Source organism: Paraburkholderia sp. Cpub6, from assembly GCF_014201065.1.
In the GTDB taxonomy this organism is placed as follows: Bacteria; Pseudomonadota; Gammaproteobacteria; order Burkholderiales; family Burkholderiaceae; genus Paraburkholderia; species Paraburkholderia tuberum.
Genome location: NZ_JACHDM010000001.1, coordinates 182,567 through 199,133, shown reverse-complemented (window position 1 = coordinate 199,133; position 16,567 = coordinate 182,567). Strand labels below are relative to the sequence as shown.

The 16,567-nt window shown below is 61.5% G+C and carries 13 protein-coding genes and 2 pseudogenes; 10 read left to right on the top strand and 5 right to left on the bottom strand.

Going from position 1 to position 16,567, the window contains the following annotated elements; translation table 11 throughout:
• Nucleotides 1–26: 26 nt before the first annotated feature.
• On the top strand, nucleotides 27–1,184 hold the full coding sequence (locus HDG33_RS00910; protein ID WP_184021336.1) for a porin: 1,158 nt from the start codon (nucleotides 27–29) through the stop codon (nucleotides 1,182–1,184).
• Nucleotides 1,185–1,367: 183 nt separating this feature from the next.
• Here the strand turns inward: HDG33_RS00910 and glnK are convergent, their stop codons facing one another.
• Together glnK and HDG33_RS00900 are read right to left on the bottom strand one after the other, a co-directional pair.
• Nucleotides 1,368–1,706: a P-II family nitrogen regulator gene (gene glnK / locus HDG33_RS00905; RefSeq protein ID WP_013088783.1), complete on the bottom strand. Its 339-nt coding sequence runs from the start codon at nucleotides 1,704–1,706 to the stop codon at nucleotides 1,368–1,370.
• Nucleotides 1,707–1,808: 102 nt separating this feature from the next.
• Nucleotides 1,809–3,521, bottom strand: a complete 1,713-nt coding sequence (locus HDG33_RS00900; protein WP_184021333.1) for an NAD+ synthase — start codon at nucleotides 3,519–3,521, stop codon at nucleotides 1,809–1,811.
• 150 nt (nucleotides 3,522–3,671) lie between these two features.
• Here HDG33_RS00900 and HDG33_RS00895 point away from each other — a divergent pair, with 150 nt between their 5' ends.
• Together HDG33_RS00895 and HDG33_RS00890 are read left to right on the top strand one after the other, a co-directional pair.
• On the top strand, nucleotides 3,672–4,841 hold the full coding sequence (locus tag HDG33_RS00895; protein ID WP_184021330.1) for a GNAT family N-acetyltransferase: 1,170 nt from the start codon (nucleotides 3,672–3,674) through the stop codon (nucleotides 4,839–4,841).
• A gap of 10 nt (nucleotides 4,842–4,851) precedes the next feature.
• The gene (locus HDG33_RS00890; protein ID WP_090803545.1) at nucleotides 4,852–5,169 is read left to right on the top strand and encodes a GIY-YIG nuclease family protein; all 318 of its coding nucleotides are present in this window, start codon (nucleotides 4,852–4,854) and stop codon (nucleotides 5,167–5,169) included.
• Between the two features lie 6 nt (nucleotides 5,170–5,175).
• Here HDG33_RS00890 and HDG33_RS00885 read toward each other — a convergent pair whose 3' ends face one another.
• Nucleotides 5,176–7,272 carry an FUSC family protein gene (locus tag HDG33_RS00885; protein ID WP_184021328.1) on the bottom strand — a complete coding sequence of 699 codons (2,097 nt, stop codon included), beginning with the start codon at nucleotides 7,270–7,272 and terminating at the stop codon, nucleotides 5,176–5,178.
• Nucleotides 7,273–7,799: 527 nt separating this feature from the next.
• Between HDG33_RS00885 and HDG33_RS00880 the strand changes: the two genes are divergently transcribed.
• From HDG33_RS00880 to HDG33_RS00865, 4 genes are all read left to right on the top strand, one after another.
• The gene (locus tag HDG33_RS00880; protein ID WP_184021325.1) at nucleotides 7,800–8,297 is read left to right on the top strand and encodes a DUF305 domain-containing protein; all 498 of its coding nucleotides are present in this window, start codon (nucleotides 7,800–7,802) and stop codon (nucleotides 8,295–8,297) included.
• Nucleotides 8,294–9,784, top strand: a complete 1,491-nt coding sequence (locus tag HDG33_RS00875; RefSeq protein ID WP_184021304.1) for a YncE family protein — start codon at nucleotides 8,294–8,296, stop codon at nucleotides 9,782–9,784. The genes HDG33_RS00880 and HDG33_RS00875 overlap by 4 nt, the downstream gene beginning before the upstream one ends.
• A gap of 220 nt (nucleotides 9,785–10,004) precedes the next feature.
• Complete coding sequence (locus tag HDG33_RS00870; RefSeq protein WP_184021293.1) at nucleotides 10,005–10,337, top strand: hypothetical protein; 333 nt, start codon at nucleotides 10,005–10,007, stop codon at nucleotides 10,335–10,337.
• A gap of 374 nt (nucleotides 10,338–10,711) precedes the next feature.
• The gene (locus HDG33_RS00865; protein ID WP_184021291.1) at nucleotides 10,712–11,335 is read left to right on the top strand and encodes a hypothetical protein; all 624 of its coding nucleotides are present in this window, start codon (nucleotides 10,712–10,714) and stop codon (nucleotides 11,333–11,335) included.
• A gap of 34 nt (nucleotides 11,336–11,369) precedes the next feature.
• Here HDG33_RS00865 and HDG33_RS00860 read toward each other — a convergent pair.
• Nucleotides 11,370–12,332 (bottom strand): annotated as a pseudogene (locus HDG33_RS00860) (SOS response-associated peptidase family protein).
• 143 nt (nucleotides 12,333–12,475) lie between these two features.
• Between HDG33_RS00860 and HDG33_RS00855 the strand changes: the two are divergent.
• Nucleotides 12,476–12,865: a two-component system response regulator gene (locus HDG33_RS00855; protein WP_184021288.1), complete on the top strand. Its 390-nt coding sequence runs from the start codon at nucleotides 12,476–12,478 to the stop codon at nucleotides 12,863–12,865.
• Between the two features lie 84 nt (nucleotides 12,866–12,949).
• Here HDG33_RS00855 and HDG33_RS00850 read toward each other — a convergent pair.
• Nucleotides 12,950–14,617: pseudogene (locus HDG33_RS00850) on the bottom strand (error-prone DNA polymerase); the annotation flags it as partial.
• A 294-nt stretch (nucleotides 14,618–14,911) separates the two neighbouring features.
• On the opposite strand from HDG33_RS00850, the gene HDG33_RS00845 reads away from it, so the two are divergent.
• Nucleotides 14,912–15,358, top strand: coding sequence for a hypothetical protein (locus HDG33_RS00845; RefSeq protein WP_184021285.1), 447 nt, complete (start codon nucleotides 14,912–14,914; stop codon nucleotides 15,356–15,358).
• Between the two features lie 434 nt (nucleotides 15,359–15,792).
• Nucleotides 15,793–16,212: a hypothetical protein gene (locus HDG33_RS00840; protein WP_311539621.1), complete on the top strand. Its 420-nt coding sequence runs from the start codon at nucleotides 15,793–15,795 to the stop codon at nucleotides 16,210–16,212.
• Nucleotides 16,213–16,567: the final 355 nt, after the last annotated feature.

Here is a 16,567-nt window from a genome sequence, read left to right as displayed (position 1 = left end):
TTTTTTGACAGGGTATGGAGGAGAAGATGAAGAAAGCTTTGCTCGTCGCTGCGCTGATGTCGGCCGGCGTTGTTGCACACGCTCAGAGCAGCGTCACGCTGTATGGCCGTTTGGATGCAGGTCTCGAGTACATGTCGGGCGTCCCGACCGGCGCTAACGCCAACGGCGCGGCCAACACCAGCTCGAACCGCTTCAAGGCGGAAAGCGGCGACTGGGGCACCAGCCTGTGGGGCATGAAGGGTGTCGAGGACATCGGCGCCGGCAACAAGATCCTGTTCCAGTTGGAAGGCTCGTTCAACACGATGACGGGCGCAGGTCCTGGCGGCGGCGGTCTCTTCAATCGCTGGGCAACGGTCGGTATTTCGAACAACCAGTACGGTACGTTCACGATGGGCCGCATGCTCTTCATCTCCAACGGCGTGTGGGACTTCGACCCGTTCGGTCAGTCGAACTGGTCGTCGGCATCGCTGGTGCGTGGCCGCAACTGGCCGCAGTCGAGCAACAACTTCGCGTACCAGTCGCCGAAGATCGCAGGCTTTGACTTCTACGGTCAGTACGCGCTGTCGAACGCGACGAGCTGGAACGGTAACGGCTCGACGCCGCAAGGTCGCGAAGCTGGCGCGCAGGTCACCTACACCACCTCGCTGTTCCAGATCCGCGGTCTGTACGACGAAATCCGCAACCCGACGACCGGTGGGTTGTGGGGCGGGCCGGTTCACAACAACGGCATCAATACGGATAACCTGGCCAACGGCGTGTTCGCGGCATCGCGCGAGTACTCGGCTCTGCTGAACGTGTTCCTCGGCCAGTTCAAGATTCAGGCCGCTTACCAGGCGGTCCGTTCGGCAGGCGCAACGGGCGTTCTGCCCGGTCAGCCGACCACGCTCGATCACGAATGGGGCGGTGTGACGTGGCAGGCAACGCCGGCTGCAGCGCTGATCGCGGCGGTCTACCACGTGAACGGCAACAACGGCGCGGGCAATGCGACGATCTACACGGTTGGCGGTTCGTACAACCTGTCGAAGCGCACGCTGCTCGACCTGCAGGCCGCGACGGTGCGCAACAGCCGTAATGCTAACTTCGGTCTGAACGCGAACAATGCGGGCTTCGCCGCTGCAACGGACAACCCGTTGCAAGGCCGCCAGCAAACCGGCGTGTACGCAGGTATCCAGCACTCGTTCTAATCGAACGGTCCGCCCCGAGGGTCATCCCTCGGGGTGTAACACGAGTTTCTTCGAGAGAATCTTTTTCACGCTGCTGCGAGAGGCGCGTATCGGTGCGATATCCGCAAGGGTATTGCACCGTTTTTTATTCGGCGCACGGTTTTTGCCGTTGCGCGCACCGGGCCGGTGCGTGATTGCGTCGGCTTATACCGCTGCTTCGTTCTCTTCGCCGGTACGGATTCGGATCACGCGCTCGACGTCCGCGACGAAGATCTTGCCGTCGCCGATCTTGCCGGTACGCGCCGCGCCGATGATCGCGTCGATGACCTGATCGCACTGGCTGTCCGCGACCACGACTTCGATCTTCACTTTCGGCAGAAAGTCGACCACGTATTCCGCACCACGATAGAGCTCGGTATGCCCTTTCTGGCGGCCGAACCCCTTGACCTCGGTAACGGTCAGGCCGGTGAGGCCGACTTCCGCGAGGGCCTCGCGCACTTCGTCGAGTTTGAACGGTTTGATGACTGCGGTGATGCGCTTCATGGCGAACCTCGTCTCTTGATGGGAAGAGTGGAAAGGAAAAGGATGATTTTTATTCTACGCCGCGCCGGATGCATTGCGGCATCCGCGCGCGGGTGTCGTCTTTCACTCCACCGGTTCGGTGTAGCGCGACGTGATCGGATAACGCCAGTCGCGGCCGAACGCGCGATGCGTGACGCGAATGCCGATCGGCGCCTGACGGCGCTTGTACTCGTTGATCTTGATCAGGCGCGTGACGCGCTTCACGTCGTCGACCTGATAACCCGCCGCGATGATCTCCGCGAGCGAACGGTCCTCCTCCATATACATGCGCATGATCGCGTCGAGTACTTCGTATTCGGGCAGGCTGTCCTGGTCGGTCTGGTTCTCGCGCAGCTCAGCGGACGGCGCGCGCGTCAGAATCCGCTCCGGAATCACGTCGCGCGTCGCAAACGTGGTGGCCGCGTTGCGATAGCGGCACAGCCGGTACACGAGCGTCTTCGCGATGTCCTTGATCACCGCGAAGCCGCCGGCCATGTCGCCGTACAGCGTGCAATAGCCGACCGCCATCTCGCTCTTGTTGCCGGTGGTCAGCACGATCGAGCCGAACTTGTTCGACAGCGCCATCAGCAGCGTGCCGCGAATGCGCGCCTGAATGTTCTCTTCGGTCGCATCTTCGGCGCGGCCCGCGAACTCCTTGGCGAGCGAGCCGCGGAACGCGTCGAACATCGGCGCGATCGCGATCTCATCGTAGCGCACGCCGACGCGGCGCGCCATCTCGGCGGCGTCGCTGGTCGAGATATCGGCCGTGTAGCGCGACGGCATCATCACCGCGCGTACCTTGTCGGCGCCGAGCGCATCGCATGCAACGGCCAGCACGAGCGCCGAATCGACGCCGCCCGACAGACCGATCAAAACACCAGGAAAACCGTTCTTGCCGATGTAGTCGCGCACGCCCATCACGAGCGCCGCGTAGACCTGCGCTTCGATCGACTGCTCCGGCGCGATCGCGGCCGGCAGCGGCGTGCCAGCGTCGAACTCCACGACAGCCGTGGCTTCCTCGAACTGCGCGAGCTTCGCGACGAGTTCGCCCCGCGCGTCGAGCACGAACGAACCGCCATCGAACACGAGTTCGTCCTGGCCGCCGACCATGTTCACGTAGACCATCGGAATACCGGTTTCGCGAATGCGCGCGCGCAGGATGTCGAAGCGGACCGCTTCCTTGTTCAGGTGGTACGGCGAGCCGTTCGGAATCAGCAGCACCTGCGCGCCCGCGGCCTTTGCCATCTGCGCGGCCGACGCATGCCACGCGTCCTCGCAGATCACGACACCGTACTTGACGCCGTCGAGTTCGAACACGAACGGCTGCGGATCGGAGGCGAAGTAGCGTTTCTCGTCGAACACTTCGGTGTTCGGCAGATCCTGCTTGCGATAGGTGCCCTTCACTTCGCCGTCGACGATCAGCGACGCCGCATTGAACGTATCGACTGGCGGCACGCCGCGCTCGATCGGCGCGTTTGCATTACCATGGCCGTTCGCCGGGCGGGGCGCGAGGTTGTCCGACCCGTCGCGCAGCGGATGGCCGACGATCACATGCAGACCGGTGAACGGCTTCAACTGTGCGGCGAGATCGGCCAACGCGGCCGCGCTGGCGGTGTAGAACGCGGGGCGCAGCAGCAGGTCTTCGGGCGGATAACCCGACAGCGCGAGTTCAGGCGCGACCAGCAGCTTCGCACCATCGCTGTGCGCGGCGCGCGCGGCGGCGACGATCTTCGCGACGTTGCCGGCGAAGTCGCCGACGGTGACATTGATTTGAGCAAGAGCGATTCGGGTCTTCATGGCAGGATCGACAGGCAAGCCTTCACGGCTCGCGGTACCGCGGCTCGATGGCTCGACGGGATTGAACAAACCGGATAAACGAACTCAACGAACGACGTGGCAGCTTCAGTTTCAGAGCGCCGCGCCGGTCATTGCATACAGTCACTCAGATTGAACCAGCAACGTATCGATTATCGCACGGGCATTCTGGCCTCGCCCTCCGAGGTGGACGCCGCCGAGTGGAACGCCCTCCTCGCCGCGCAGCCGCAGCCCACGCCGTTTTTGCGGCACGAGTTTCTGAGCGCGCTCAACGCGACGCAATGCGCGGTTCCCGACACCGGTTGGGCGCCGCAATTCGTCACGCTGACCGACGCGCGCACGGGCATGCTCGCGGCGGCGGCGCCCGTCTATCTGAAGGGACACTCGTACGGCGAGTACGTGTTCGACTGGGCCTGGGCCGACGCGTACAAGCGCAACGGCCTGCCCTATTACCCGAAGCTGCTGTGCGCGGTGCCCTTCACGCCGGTACAGGGCAACCGGCTGCTGTCGGCGAACGAGCATGCGTTGCGCCATCTCGCGGCCACGTTGATGGCGTTCGCCGAGCAGGCCGAGGTGTCGTCGCTCCATGTGCTGTTTCCGACGCAGAGCGAAGCGGACGCCCTCACCGATATCGGCATGATGCAGCGCGAAGGCGTGCAGTTTCACTGGCTCAACGACGGCTATCGCGACTTCGAAGACTTTCTGTCGACGCTCGAACAGAAGAAGCGCAAGAACATCCGCGCCGAACGGCGCAAGGTGCACGAGGCCGGCATCACGATGCGAAGGATCCGCGGCGCAGACATCGAGGATGCCGACTGGCGCTTCTTCAGCAAGTGCTATCGGCAAACCTATCGCGAGCATTTTTCGAGTCCGTATCTGAACCTCGATTTCTTCCGGATGATCGGCGCGTCGATGCCGGAGAATCTGCTGCTCGTGATCGCCGAATATGAAGGCAAGCCGATCGCGAGCTCGCTCGTCGTCTATCAGCGCGACGAGAAAACCGGCGGCACCTTGTATGGCCGCTACTGGGGCGCGCTCGAACACGTGCCGTGCCTGCACTTCGAAACCGCGTACTATCAGCCGCTCGAATTCTGCATCGAAGAAAAGCTCGGCGCATTCGAAGGCGGCGCGCAGGGCGAGCACAAGATGGCGCGCGGCTTTCTGCCCACGGTCACGCGCTCGACGCATTGGCTCGCGCATCCGGCGTTCGCCGATGCGGTCGGCCATTTTCTCGATAACGAAAAAAACAGCATCCACGCGTACGTGGACGAGCTGCGCGAACACAATCCGTTCAAAGGCTAGAAGCGCGGTTATGGCGTGGTTTCTCTATCTGCTCGAATGCTCGGACGGCAGCGTCTATACCGGCATCGCGACCGATGTCGCTGCTCGCTTCGACAAACATCTGAGCGGCACGGGCGCGCGTTATACGCGCTCGCGCAAGCCGGTGCGGGTGCTGGCGTCGTTCGAGCTGGCGGACCGGTCGAGCGCGTCGAGCGCCGAGTATTGGGTCAAGCGGCTCACGGCGGCCGATAAACGGGCGCTGGCGGCCGGGGTGTTCACGCTGCAGTCGGTGTTGCCGGTGGCAGCGGTGAATGACGTCGCGGAAGACGGCGAGCGTTCCGACGGCTGAGTCGAGCTACCCCCTCGCCTCCCGCATCCTCTCCGTCAACAGCCGATGCACCCGCGCCAGCTCGCCTACCACATCTGCTTCCAGCGACGTCAACTGCTCGCGAGCGGGTAACTCGAGCCGCACCGGCCGTAACGTGCGATTCAGCGCGGCCTCGATCGCCGCGCTGATCGCCTCGACCCATTGGTCGAGTTCGCTATGCATGTCGCGACGGTTCGCGGTGAGGCGCAACTGCGTCGCGGTGCCGGCCATCCGTCGCAGCAGGCTCAGCACCGTCAGCGTGACGGTATCGGCCATCGAGTCCTCGAGCTTTTCGAGCCGCACGCGGCCAATCGCTTCTTCCGCGTTGTTGCTGGTGAGGCCCGCGGCGCGGCGCAATTGCTCGATCTCCTTGCCGCCATGCCGAGGCGCGTCGAGCGACGCGCGCAGATACGCGAGATTCGCGCGCACCGCGTCGCCGAGATAGACGCGCACATCGAGCTTCTCGCGCGTCGGCCATAGAAGGAACGTCGCGAGCAGCGCGAGCACGCAGCCGAGCACGTTGTTGCCGAGCCGCGTCAGCGCGAACGCCAACTCGTTGGCGCCCGGCGTCGCGAAGTCGGCGACCAGCACGAAGGTCGGCGTCAGAAACAGCACGAACAGGCTGTAACTGACGGGGCGCAGCGCCATCGTCGCCATCACCAGCGGGAACACCGCGAGCGAGATGCCGAGCGGCGAATGAATCGCATAGCCGATCGCCGCCGCGAGCACGCCGCCGACGATACTGCCCGTCGCGCGTTCGATGCTGCGCGGCCAGGTCGCGGCGATCGACGGCTGCAGGATCAGCAGCGTGGCCATCGTGGCCCAATAGCCGAACGGCAGACCGAGCGCGCGAATCACGACGAAGCCCGCCGTCGTCGTCACGCCGACACGCGCCGCATGGCGCAAGCCGACCGACTGCCACGACAGATTGGCCTTCAGCGTCGACCACGCGCGCGCCGTATAACGCGCGATGCACGCGCTCCACGGCTCCACGTGCACCTCACGCGGCGCGAAATCGACGAGCTCGAAACCGGATTGCAGCTTCACCGGTTCGAGCAACACGCTTTCGAGCCGATGCGCGAGACGCCGCAGACGCGCCTGCGGGTCCGCGAGACGTTCCCAGCGCGCGTCGCCGGTCGCGCTGCCGATGTCGCTGAGCACTTCGCCGATCGCATTGAGCGAGCGCACCGCGCGTTGCGTGCGGCGCGGATCGTCGGGCACTTTCGCGCCCGCGCCCGACACCGCGATCAGATACGCGAACAACGCTTCGCCATCGGTCAGCAAGCCGAGCAACGTGTCGTAGACGGCCGCGCCGCCCGCTTTCGAGGCGGGCACGTTCGCCAGCGCATCGCGCGAACGTTCGAGCGACGCGCGCGCATCGGCGCGAAAGCGCGCGGCATGCGTGGCCCATTCGCGCGGCGCGGCATGTGCGTCGACAAGCCGCGCGCTATCGAATGCGACATCGGCGAGGCGCAGATACACCGCGCGCAACGACGCGCGGCTCGCGCCGAATGGATGAATGCGCCACACCGTCAAGCTCAGCACGATCGCGAACAGGCAGCCGACCAGATAGACGCCGAGAAACGCGACACCCGCGCGCGCGTCGTGCATCGGCCGATCGACCATCACGACGCAGGCGGTCGCCGCGAGGATCGTTACCTGCGACGTGGCCGCGCCCCAGATGCGGCCGAACGCGCCGAGCGTCGTGAACGCGAGCACCGCGAGCGCGGCCCACGCGGCACCCGAGGCGGACGCGAACGCGGTCATGCCGCCGCACAGCGTCGACAGCAGCGCGAAGCTCATCATCGACATGAAGCGCGCGCGGTTCGAGCCGGCGGCATCGGCGAGGCAGGTCCAGAACGCGCCGATCGCCGCCCACGCAAACACCGGATCGTGCAGCACGTTGCCGAGCGCAAGCATCGCCGTCGATGCGCACGCCGCCCTCAAGCCCTCCGACAGATTCGCCTCGCTCGCCGCGAACGACACCATCCAGACCGGCCGCTTGCGATAGATCGCGGTGACGACCGAATGCAGCCGGGTCGACCAGCGCGGCGATGTCGAATGGGACTTGCTGCGGTTCATCATCCGGACCGTGGTTCTTGAAGTGATGGAAACGCGCGTTGATGCCGTGAGTTCGCGCGCGAGGTCGTGCGGCGAATGATAAGGGTTTACACCTAAATATAAAAATGCGTTCCGTTCATCGGAGCGATGCGTTCAGGTTATGCGTGCGAGACGACGCGTGCGAGACGAAGATCGCGGCGTTTTTGCACGGTAGTCGAATGCCGCGCAAATCAGATGAAAAAACCGCGCGGTCCTTGCGGACTCGCGCGGTTTTCGTACTGCATGCAGCAAGCGGATGAACGGCGGCGCGCTTAGTAGCGCTCCGCGGCTAGAAAATCGCGAAAGATTCTCACAAGATATTGATTTCATTGTCATTCCGCGCTCAGTATAGGTCTTCGCCCCCGTCGCCAATCTTACGTTTTTCACTGCGACGCGCTTTTGACGGTCGACTGTATTCAGTCTGGCGTTGCCCGCGAAGCGCTGCCAAGGTCTCGCCTGTGTGCCTCCGGCCTGCCGAGAGACTGCAATCCAAAAGAGAAAAGGGAACCTGTATGCGCATCCCAATCCGTCCGTCTGGACCACTGGTACTGTCGGTAGCCGTCGCGCTTTCCATATCGGGACTTGGCGCACCGCCTGCATCCGCTGCTGGTGCACAGGGCACAAACTCAAACGAAGCGCCCTTCCTGCATGAAAACGATGCGGCAATGACGAAGATGATGACAGACATGTCCATCAAGCCGACTGGCGATGTCGACCGGGACTTCGTCGCCATGATGGTGCCTCATCATCAGGGAGCCATCGACATGGCGCAGGCCGAATTACGCTATGGAGATAACGAGCAATTGCGTCGTCTCGCCCAGGAAATCGTCGTCGAGCAACAGCAGGAAATCGTTGCCATGCGCCTCGCCCTTGGGCAGCCCCTGCCCCCTTCGGCACCCGCTCCAGACCAGCAGCAGCGCGTCCCGTCATCCGCAGACCACACACATTCGATGTCCAACCCTGGCAGGCAGATGAACATGCCGAATCACACGCAACAGGAGCCCAAATGAAACGCACGCCGCTTCTCACCACCGCCCTGACCACAGCGGCACTGACTGCAGCGCAGTTCGCGTGGGCCGGACAGGTACCCGGTTCGTCGTCCGACCCAGACATTGCCGTGAGTCACCGCGACCGGGTCTATGCGGCCGAGCAATTCTCGAATACCGTCTCCGTCGTTGACCCGGCGGACAACAAGATGGTCGGGCTGATTCGTCTGGGCGACCCATCGCCGGGCAACTTCAGCCCATTGTACAAAGGCCAGTTGCTGGTGCACGGCATGGGTTTTTCGCCCGACCACCGGACAATTGCAGTCGTATCCATCGGCTCGAACTCGGTCTCGTTCATCGATACTCAGACGAATGCGGTCAAGCATGTTACGTACGTGGGCCGGTCGCCTCACGAGGCCTTCTTTACACCCGACGGGAAGGAGGTCTGGGTGACCGTGCGCGGTGAAAACTATGTTTCCGTGTTGGACGGTACAACCTTTGAAGAAAAGACCCGGATTACTGTGCCCGCCGGCCCGGGCATGCAAATCTTCTCGCCGGATGGAAAGTATGGCTACGTGTGCTCTTCGTTCAATCCCGAGACGAAGGTCATTTCGGTCGCCGACCACAAGATTGTCGGCACGGTGAAGCAGGCGAGCCCGTTCTGCCCGAACATCGCTGCGACCCCGGACGGCAAGCAGGTGTGGTTGACGCTCAAGGATGTGGGCAAGACTCAGGTCTTCGACGCGCGGCCGCCATTCGCACTTATCAAAACGCTCGACACAGGCCCGATTACGAATCACGTGAACATCGTGCATAACACCAACGGTACGTTCGCCTATGTGACCGTTGGAGGCCTGAATCAGCTCAAGGTGTTCCGGACCAACGACTTCTCGCAGGTCGCGACAATTCCTGTCGGCAGTCTGCCGCATGGTCTATGGCCGTCCGGTGACGGCAGCCGCATCTACGTCGGCCTTGAAAACGCAGACGCGATGACCGCCATCGACACGCTGACAAACAAGGTCATTGCGACCGTACCCATTGGACAGGCGCCGCAGGCCGTAGCCTACGTACCGAATGCGGTCCCGGAAGGAGACGGCACGCAAAACACGCAGCCGCTCGGACTCGCCGGGCAGAGCATTCACCTGGTGCTGGTCCCCGTGGGGTCGGGCAAGCCGGCCGATGCCAGTAGTGCCCCCACGACTGTGGCGTTGTTTGACCAGGGTCTCCTGCAGGTCCTTCAGGCGGCCGTCACCGGTCTGCAACCGAAGCAGCCGTATGTACTGTGCCTTGCAGACAATCCTGATGGCAGCGGCAAGGTAGAGGCGCTAGCGAACTTCATGACCAATCCGGCCGGCTCGGCGATTGTGAATGCGCTTGGTCAGATTCGCCAGTTGGTCACGCCAGGTATGGAGCCTGCTGGCGACAGGCACCGCTACCTTATGATTGCGCCGCAAGTTTCGGGCAAGCCCGGCGCCCCCGTACAGGTGCAGGCAGCACTGAACGCGTCGTAGGCAAGTCTCGATGTCGACGTCACCAGCTCCGACGGAAACCGGACCAGGCAATCAAATGAGTGAGCCAACGAGCAAAATTAGACCGCCCACGGCGCGCGTGAGGTGTGGAATGCACGTCACGTCACGGGGTAGTACGATATTCGTTCTTCCTTTTCCCCTCCCGCCAGGCGTGAAGGGTCACGCCGCGCTGGCGTGACCCTTCCGGACGCAGGAGGCCCGCATGCGCGTACTGATAGTCAGCGCAACCGGAGCGCTCGGCAACGCGAACGCGCGCCTGCTCTCGTCCGAACTCCAGGTCATTGGCGCAAGCCGCAATGGCTCGGACCTGTCCGTGGGCCTCGCTGACAAAGCGTCCATCGTGTCCATGTACCAGAAACCTGGAACCGTGGACGCCGTGATTTGCGCCGCAGGTACGGCAAAGTTCGCGCCGCTCGAATCTCTCTCGGATGAAGACTTTGCGTTGAGTCTGGGCAACAAGCACGAGAAGAGGCGCAAAATCGCGCGGGATTTAACGCACTCGAGTTCGCCATGGAATCATTGCGGCAGGTTCTGAACAGCATGCGCTCTCTCGCCAGAAGGCGATATCTGTGGTCTCGTGTGAGAGCCGCCTATCTGATAGTCGCTGTTGCACTCGCCGCCTCAAGCCTCTCACAACCCTCTACAGCACAACTTCCTCCGAAGCCGACATCGACTGCATCAGCAAAGCAGCCCTCCTCACAGCCTCCGGCAGCGCAAGCCGCGTCAAGTCTCGCTGCTAGTTCAGCAAGCTCTGCCCCGCCTCAGGTCGGAACATCGGCAGCCCCCACAACCAGTGGCTCGGCTGCAAGCACACCAAGCCCCCATAGTAATCCTGCTGCCAGCGGTTCGTCCCCAGCCAGTACCCCTCCGGTGGTGGAAGAGGAACAGTTGGGGAAAAGATATGGGTGGATGGTCGCCAGTGCGCTCGCGCTCCTGTCACTCCTGGTATCAGTGTTCGCGGTCTTGCTCTCCATTCTGACCGTTTGGCGCAACTGGAGCATTGCACGCGTGAATATCGTCGCGAACTGCCACAAGACTTATGGAGACATTTTCAGCGAACTGTTCGAGCTTCGCGAAGCGTACGGACTTCAAGGCCCTGTCCAAGCCGCCCAAGCCGCAAACCAACCTCCTCTGATGCCCTTGCCTGTCATCAAAAGTCGGGCGCACAGCCTGTTCATAAAGCTGTGGAATCTTCAGCACGAGCAGTATCTGTACTTTCGCGAGGGACTTATTCCTCAAGCAATATTCGAGAGCTGGGTGACGTATCGCTACGCCGATTACCATGGCAACGACTACGACTTCGATGGAGTCAACTACAAATGGACATGGGACACGCGAAAGAACGAGTTTGGCAACCAGAGCGACTTCGTGCGATTCATGGACCTTGCGATGGATACCGCAGGGGTTCACGCCAACGCCCCGGATGCACCGGCACAGGCGCGGACCCAAGCAATGCAGTTATACATTCAATCAACCGAGAGGAGCAACCTGAAGCGGCATTGGGAGCGCATCGTCGACTTCTATAATCACTAAGCCGCCAGTCCTGCCGTCAAATCAGGCGTCTTCCCTATGCAGCCAGCCGGTGCTCGTAGTACGGCCGGTCCCTGTCACCAGGTATCGCGTACAGTGCCGCCAGGTCTGACGCATCCGGGTTCAACCACGCATCGACGTTTTCAGGCTTGATAGGTACGATGCATCGGTCGTGTCCTGCCGCCGCGACCTCTGGCGGCGGCTCATCCGTAATTGCCGCAAACGACAGCAAGTCCGGCTCACCCGGGGCGCTCCATCGAGACCAGAGGCAGGCGACCAGCATCAGTTGGCCATTGCTCGGACGAAATTCCAGAACAACATTCTCATCTCGCTCATGAGTCTCCAGTAACGTTCCCTCGAACTTCGCCTTGCTCACATTCTCGTAGAACACTTCAACAAGCAAGACGCCATGCGTGCGTCCAAAGCATGGTGCCCAGAAACCTTCGAGACTATCCCGGCGCGCATTGTAAGTTCCAGGGTATTTGACATCGTAGAAGGCGGGTTTTCCGGCAATGCGACATTGATAACGCATTGGCTTCACGATGCGCTGCCCGTCTTCGATGACTAGCACGGGCGCCTGGTGTCCCGGAAAAATCCGGGAGTTCCGCGGCTTCGGCTCGGTTCGCTGCAAGTCGTCAAGCTTCCCTCGTATCGAGGCAATCTGATCGGTAGAGATGCGCTAACTTTCGGTTGCTGCTTTAGTTATCTTTGTCTGCAGTGACCGTTCCGCATCCGCTAGGCGCTTGCGCTGTTTAAACAGGTCCTGTTCGAGCTTCGTTGCCTGTCCGGCAGTGAACTGGTTGATGAGAGCGTTGATTCCGCGCTCCGCTTCATTCTGTGGTTCGACAAAAGCGTCTTCCATTGCCTTCGGTATTTTCGCCTTGCTGATGCCCTCGGCGCGCTCGAAAAACAGACGCACGAACTCGTGTATGTCCATCAGTGCGCCAAAGGTGCGCACAAATTTCCGGTAGTCCGCCTGGATTTGAGCCGAGTAGCACATCGATGTCTCCGTTTCATGCTCCCATGATACGCACTCTCTCGAACGACGCGACCGCGACGAATATGCGGCGTCGATAAATGGCCCCGTGAACTTTGGCCTGCATCAAGCTGCCAAAGCACGTGGGGCCACTCGGACATTTGTGTATGGCAAGCGTACTGCTGGTAGACGATGATGCGGAGGCTTTGGCCGCGTGGGGCGCCTGTTGCGCCGCTGACGGATTTGAAGTAAGAAGCGCGAGCGACGGCCAGGCGGCATTGAAGATGTTCATCGAATCCCCTGTCGACATAGTGGTTGCCGACTGGCGCATGCCGGTGATGTCGGGAAGCGAGCTCTGTCACCGTTTGCGAACACGTCCCGGATTAGCTGACGTCACATTCATTCTGGTTTCAGGGGAGCCCAGCCCACCAGCCTTCGTAAGCTACGACGGCTTTCTCCGCAAGCCTGTAGATGGGCAAATTTTACTGACCACAATGCGTCGCTTGCTGGCGGACCACATAACCCATCGAGAGCAACAGCGCGGCAAGCCAACCTAGTCGAAAAGCCGCCTCTTGTGCTGACGAGGCCAATCGAAATATGGCTGTTGAAAGGAAATGCCGCTTCCAGGGGCAAATGGCAAGTCAGCAAAAATTTCTGCTCGCAGTAGTCAGGCCACCAAGCAGATGAGACATATCGATAAGGCGCTGCGCGACCAGATGTCGAACCTCACCCTGGCATTGCCATGTTCCGTACACGGCAAGTAGCGATGCGCCGAGCGCTTCCTTTCTCTGCTTTTCGAGCAGGCTCGGCCACACGATTACATTCACGTTGCCGGTCTCGTCTTCAAGCGTCACAAGCATGACCCCCTTCGCAGTGCCCGGCCGTTGCCGTACTGTAACAAGTCCGCACCCACGAGCCAGGCGCCCGTCGCGATAGGTGCGCAGCGTCGACGCTGGCATCAGGCGATTTGCGAGCAGTTGCGACCGCAGCAGCTCGAGCGGATGTCGACCTAGTGTGAGACCGACCGATAGTCCACGACGATGTCGTGCGCCTCCGTCGGCGCGCCCAGTTCAGGAGTCTCGTCCTCGATGGCCGCTATCGCAAGCATGTCTTTGTCCGGCACAGCGGCGACAGATTGCCAAAGCGCTTCGCGACGATTGCCGGCAACGGATGCCAAGGCATTAGCATCGGCAAGGACATGCAGGTCTTTGCGGTCAAGCTGCGCTCTGCGGGCAAGGTCAGCGACGGTTTCGAACAGACGCACGGCTCTGGTATTTTCAATCCGCTCTGCGGCGCCGTCCTTCATGCCGCGCAGGAGCGACATGCCGAGTCGGACAGCCGGGCGGTCGTTGTCTGCCAGCCTCACCAGAGCAGAGTCCCAGCCGCTGACAGCAACGTCAACTGGCAGCACGTTCACGCCATGGCGCTGTGCGTCCTGCACAAGCTGCGACGGCGAATAGAATCCCATCGGCTGGCTGTTGAGCATGGCAGCAAGGAACGCTTCTGGTTCATGGCACTTCAGCCAGCTACTCGCGTATACGAGCAACGCGAAGCTGGCCGCATGACTTTCGGGGAAGCCGTATTCACCAAAGCCTTTGATTTGCTCAAAAATACCATCGGCGAAACCTTGGTCATAGCCGCGCTCCAACATACCATTCACAATGCGGTCGTAGTATTTTTCAAGACCGCCTTTGCGCTTCCATGCGGCCATGGCACGTCGCAATGCATCGGCCTCGCCGGCAGTGAATCCCGCGGCGAGTATGGCAACTTGCATCACCTGTTCCTGAAAAAATGGGCACGCCGAGCGTACGGCCCAGCGCCGTTTTCAGTGCATCACTCGGGTATGAGACCGCCTCGAATCCCTGTCGACGCTGCAGATATGGATGGACCGCACCACCTTGAATTGGCCCCGGCCGGACAATGGCGACCTCGATAACCAGGTCGTAAAACGTTCGTGGTTGCATGCGCGGCAACATCGACATCTGGGCACGAGATTCAATCTGGAAAACGCCGACTGTGTCCGCAGCGGAAATCATCTCGTACGTTTTCGGGTCCTCGGCGGGGATGTCCTGCATTTCAAAGCGTTCGCCGCGCTGTTCGGAAACGAGGTCGAATGTGCGGCGAATAGCTGAGAGCATGCCGAGCGCAAGGACATCTATCTTAAGCAGACCCAATGACTCAAGGTCGTCTTTGTCCCACTCAATTACGCTGCGGTCTGCGATCGCCGCGTTTTCAACCGGCACAAGACGCGTAAGCTTTCTGCGGCTAATAACGAAGCCACCGGAGTGCTGTGACAGATGGCGAGGAAAGCCGCCGAATTTTCATTAGTGTGTAAATGTGCTGCGCGAGTTAGCCCGGGCTGGGCACGAGACCCTCGGGTCGTTCCGTACAACTGAACCGCAACAGCCGACCGCAGGGTAGTCGCGTAGGGAAACGCAAGCGAAGCGCGAAATCCTTGCCAACCTTTCGTCATGGCATGCTCATTGCGCAGAAAGGGAAGCTCCCTCATAGAGAAATTGATAACGGCACCTGGCGCGACTGGGAGCGGCCGTTTGCCGCCAGCCGCACCGCGGCACATATCAGATGGGGCGCACGGAGGAATCATGCCGCAAGTCATCGTCGGGCTTTTTAACTCGTTTCTCGACGGCGATGAGGCGCTCCGAGCGTTGCAGGCAATGGGTTTATCCCCCGACTACGGACACCTGTACCAAACGGAGCGACGAGAACTCGACTCCACTTTTGCCGAGGATGCTTTAGTTGCGGATTTGCGCGCGCAGGAGTACGCGGAGTATGCCGCGCACGGCGAACGGTTGGGCCTCGCCGGTTCGGCAATTCGATACAGCAGCGCAGACGAGCGCAATTCGCTGCCCGATACCGGACCAGGCATCGAGACGCCGACGCGCACGCTTCTGGTGGTCGGAGACATACGCGGCCTGCGAGCGGCAGCCGTTCGCGAGGTCTTGTACGACTTCGGCGCGGTTGCAGTCAAGGACCCTACCGGTCACTGGCGCTTCTCACCTTATCGCAAGGTCTGCCGCAGCCAGGAGTAGAAGGCGGTAGCGGCGCGAGGGCGAAACTTGCAGTTCCTCGCGCCCGATGCAGCGCCCATAAGTTGGCTCAGCCGCCGCGCTTCGCCGATATAACACTGCGGCCCTGCTTTGTGCGCAGCCCGGCCGGACGAACCGGATTCTGGCGCGCGACCCAAGTGCCTTGGGGCAACTGTACCTCCAGCAGACGTTTCCTTAATCCTGACGCTGCCAGATACGACAAGCGCCGCAAAAATGGGCCTGTCGTGTGCGGACCATCGCTTCTCCCGGCATTTGCGCGTCGCTTGCCCCTCAGGGGCCAGACTGTATCAAGAACGCAATGAACGGAGGTAAGGCAATGGACGACCGATTTGATAGACGGCAACTGCTGCTTCATCTCGGGGACATTCTCGAAGCGTTGAACTGTTTAGCCAGGACAAGTCGGCGCGAACGCGCCGGTGACGCAGCTTGCGCAGGAAGAGGATTCGTTGCAGGACTTCGAGTTCCTCCGGGCGCTTGCGCCCAAGATGAAGGGGGTCGAGTTTAGTGCACGCATCGCCAGCGCGTTCTTCCTGTGGCCAAAGGAGCTGTTTGATACTGAGCCCAACCGCAATGCGCTTGCGTCAACCGTTCAGCAGGACCTTTTTGAGGGCAACCATGACGGTTGGAAGGCGTACGCCGCTCACGTCCAGAAGAAGGAGAAGTGGTTCGTGACTGGGCTTCCCGGGGTGAGGAAGGAGGCGGGGGCCGAATCGTTGCACGATGCAGTGGAGGAAGCGGGTCCGGTCGAGGCATCGGTCACGGCCGCGCCGCCCGTTCAGGGGGATGCGCATAAGAAAAGCGGTTGGCCCTGGGCCGAGTCGAGGTCTACGTCATGACGCATGCAATTCGTGGCGTCTATTCCGAACTCAAGGCGCCCCGGCGCTCAAACTCTCGTAGTGACCTCCATTCCGCTCCCTCTTGAAGCCGGCGCGCGTTTCGCATGTCGAGGCGCCTCCCCTATCAGGACGCGCCCGACCCTTAAAGAGTGAAAGGGAACCCGGCCCGACCAAGGATGTCGTTCCCCCTCGCGACGCGGCACCCAGCGCTTTCCGTTCCTGGCCCGCCCACCGTCAGTCCGTTGTTTAGCTCCCTCCGAAAAAAACGTTGCATTGTGGGTCTACCCTGCACGGCCTGGCATGTTTTACGCCGCTTTGTACCTTCGTGTCGGGCATACCGCCATATGCCTCCATC

Excerpts from the sequence above, each read along its gene's own strand:
- HDG33_RS00855 (WP_184021288.1), top strand. The coding sequence starts at position 12,476 with ATGGCAAGCGTACTGCTGGTAGACGATGATGCGGAGGCTTTGGCCGCG.
- glnK (WP_013088783.1), bottom strand. The coding sequence starts at position 1,706 with ATGAAGCGCATCACCGCAGTCATCAAACCGTTCAAACTCGACGAAGTG.
- HDG33_RS00885 (WP_184021328.1), bottom strand. The coding sequence starts at position 7,272 with ATGATGAACCGCAGCAAGTCCCATTCGACATCGCCGCGCTGGTCGACC.
- HDG33_RS00865 (WP_184021291.1), top strand. The coding sequence starts at position 10,712 with ATGGTCGCCAGTGCGCTCGCGCTCCTGTCACTCCTGGTATCAGTGTTC.
- HDG33_RS00870 (WP_184021293.1), top strand. The coding sequence starts at position 10,005 with ATGCGCGTACTGATAGTCAGCGCAACCGGAGCGCTCGGCAACGCGAAC.
- HDG33_RS00890 (WP_090803545.1), top strand. The coding sequence starts at position 4,852 with ATGGCGTGGTTTCTCTATCTGCTCGAATGCTCGGACGGCAGCGTCTAT.
- HDG33_RS00880 (WP_184021325.1), top strand. The coding sequence starts at position 7,800 with ATGCGCATCCCAATCCGTCCGTCTGGACCACTGGTACTGTCGGTAGCC.
- HDG33_RS00875 (WP_184021304.1), top strand. The coding sequence starts at position 8,294 with ATGAAACGCACGCCGCTTCTCACCACCGCCCTGACCACAGCGGCACTG.
- HDG33_RS00845 (WP_184021285.1), top strand. The coding sequence starts at position 14,912 with ATGCCGCAAGTCATCGTCGGGCTTTTTAACTCGTTTCTCGACGGCGAT.
- HDG33_RS00910 (WP_184021336.1), top strand. The coding sequence starts at position 27 with ATGAAGAAAGCTTTGCTCGTCGCTGCGCTGATGTCGGCCGGCGTTGTT.
- HDG33_RS00900 (WP_184021333.1), bottom strand. The coding sequence starts at position 3,521 with ATGAAGACCCGAATCGCTCTTGCTCAAATCAATGTCACCGTCGGCGAC.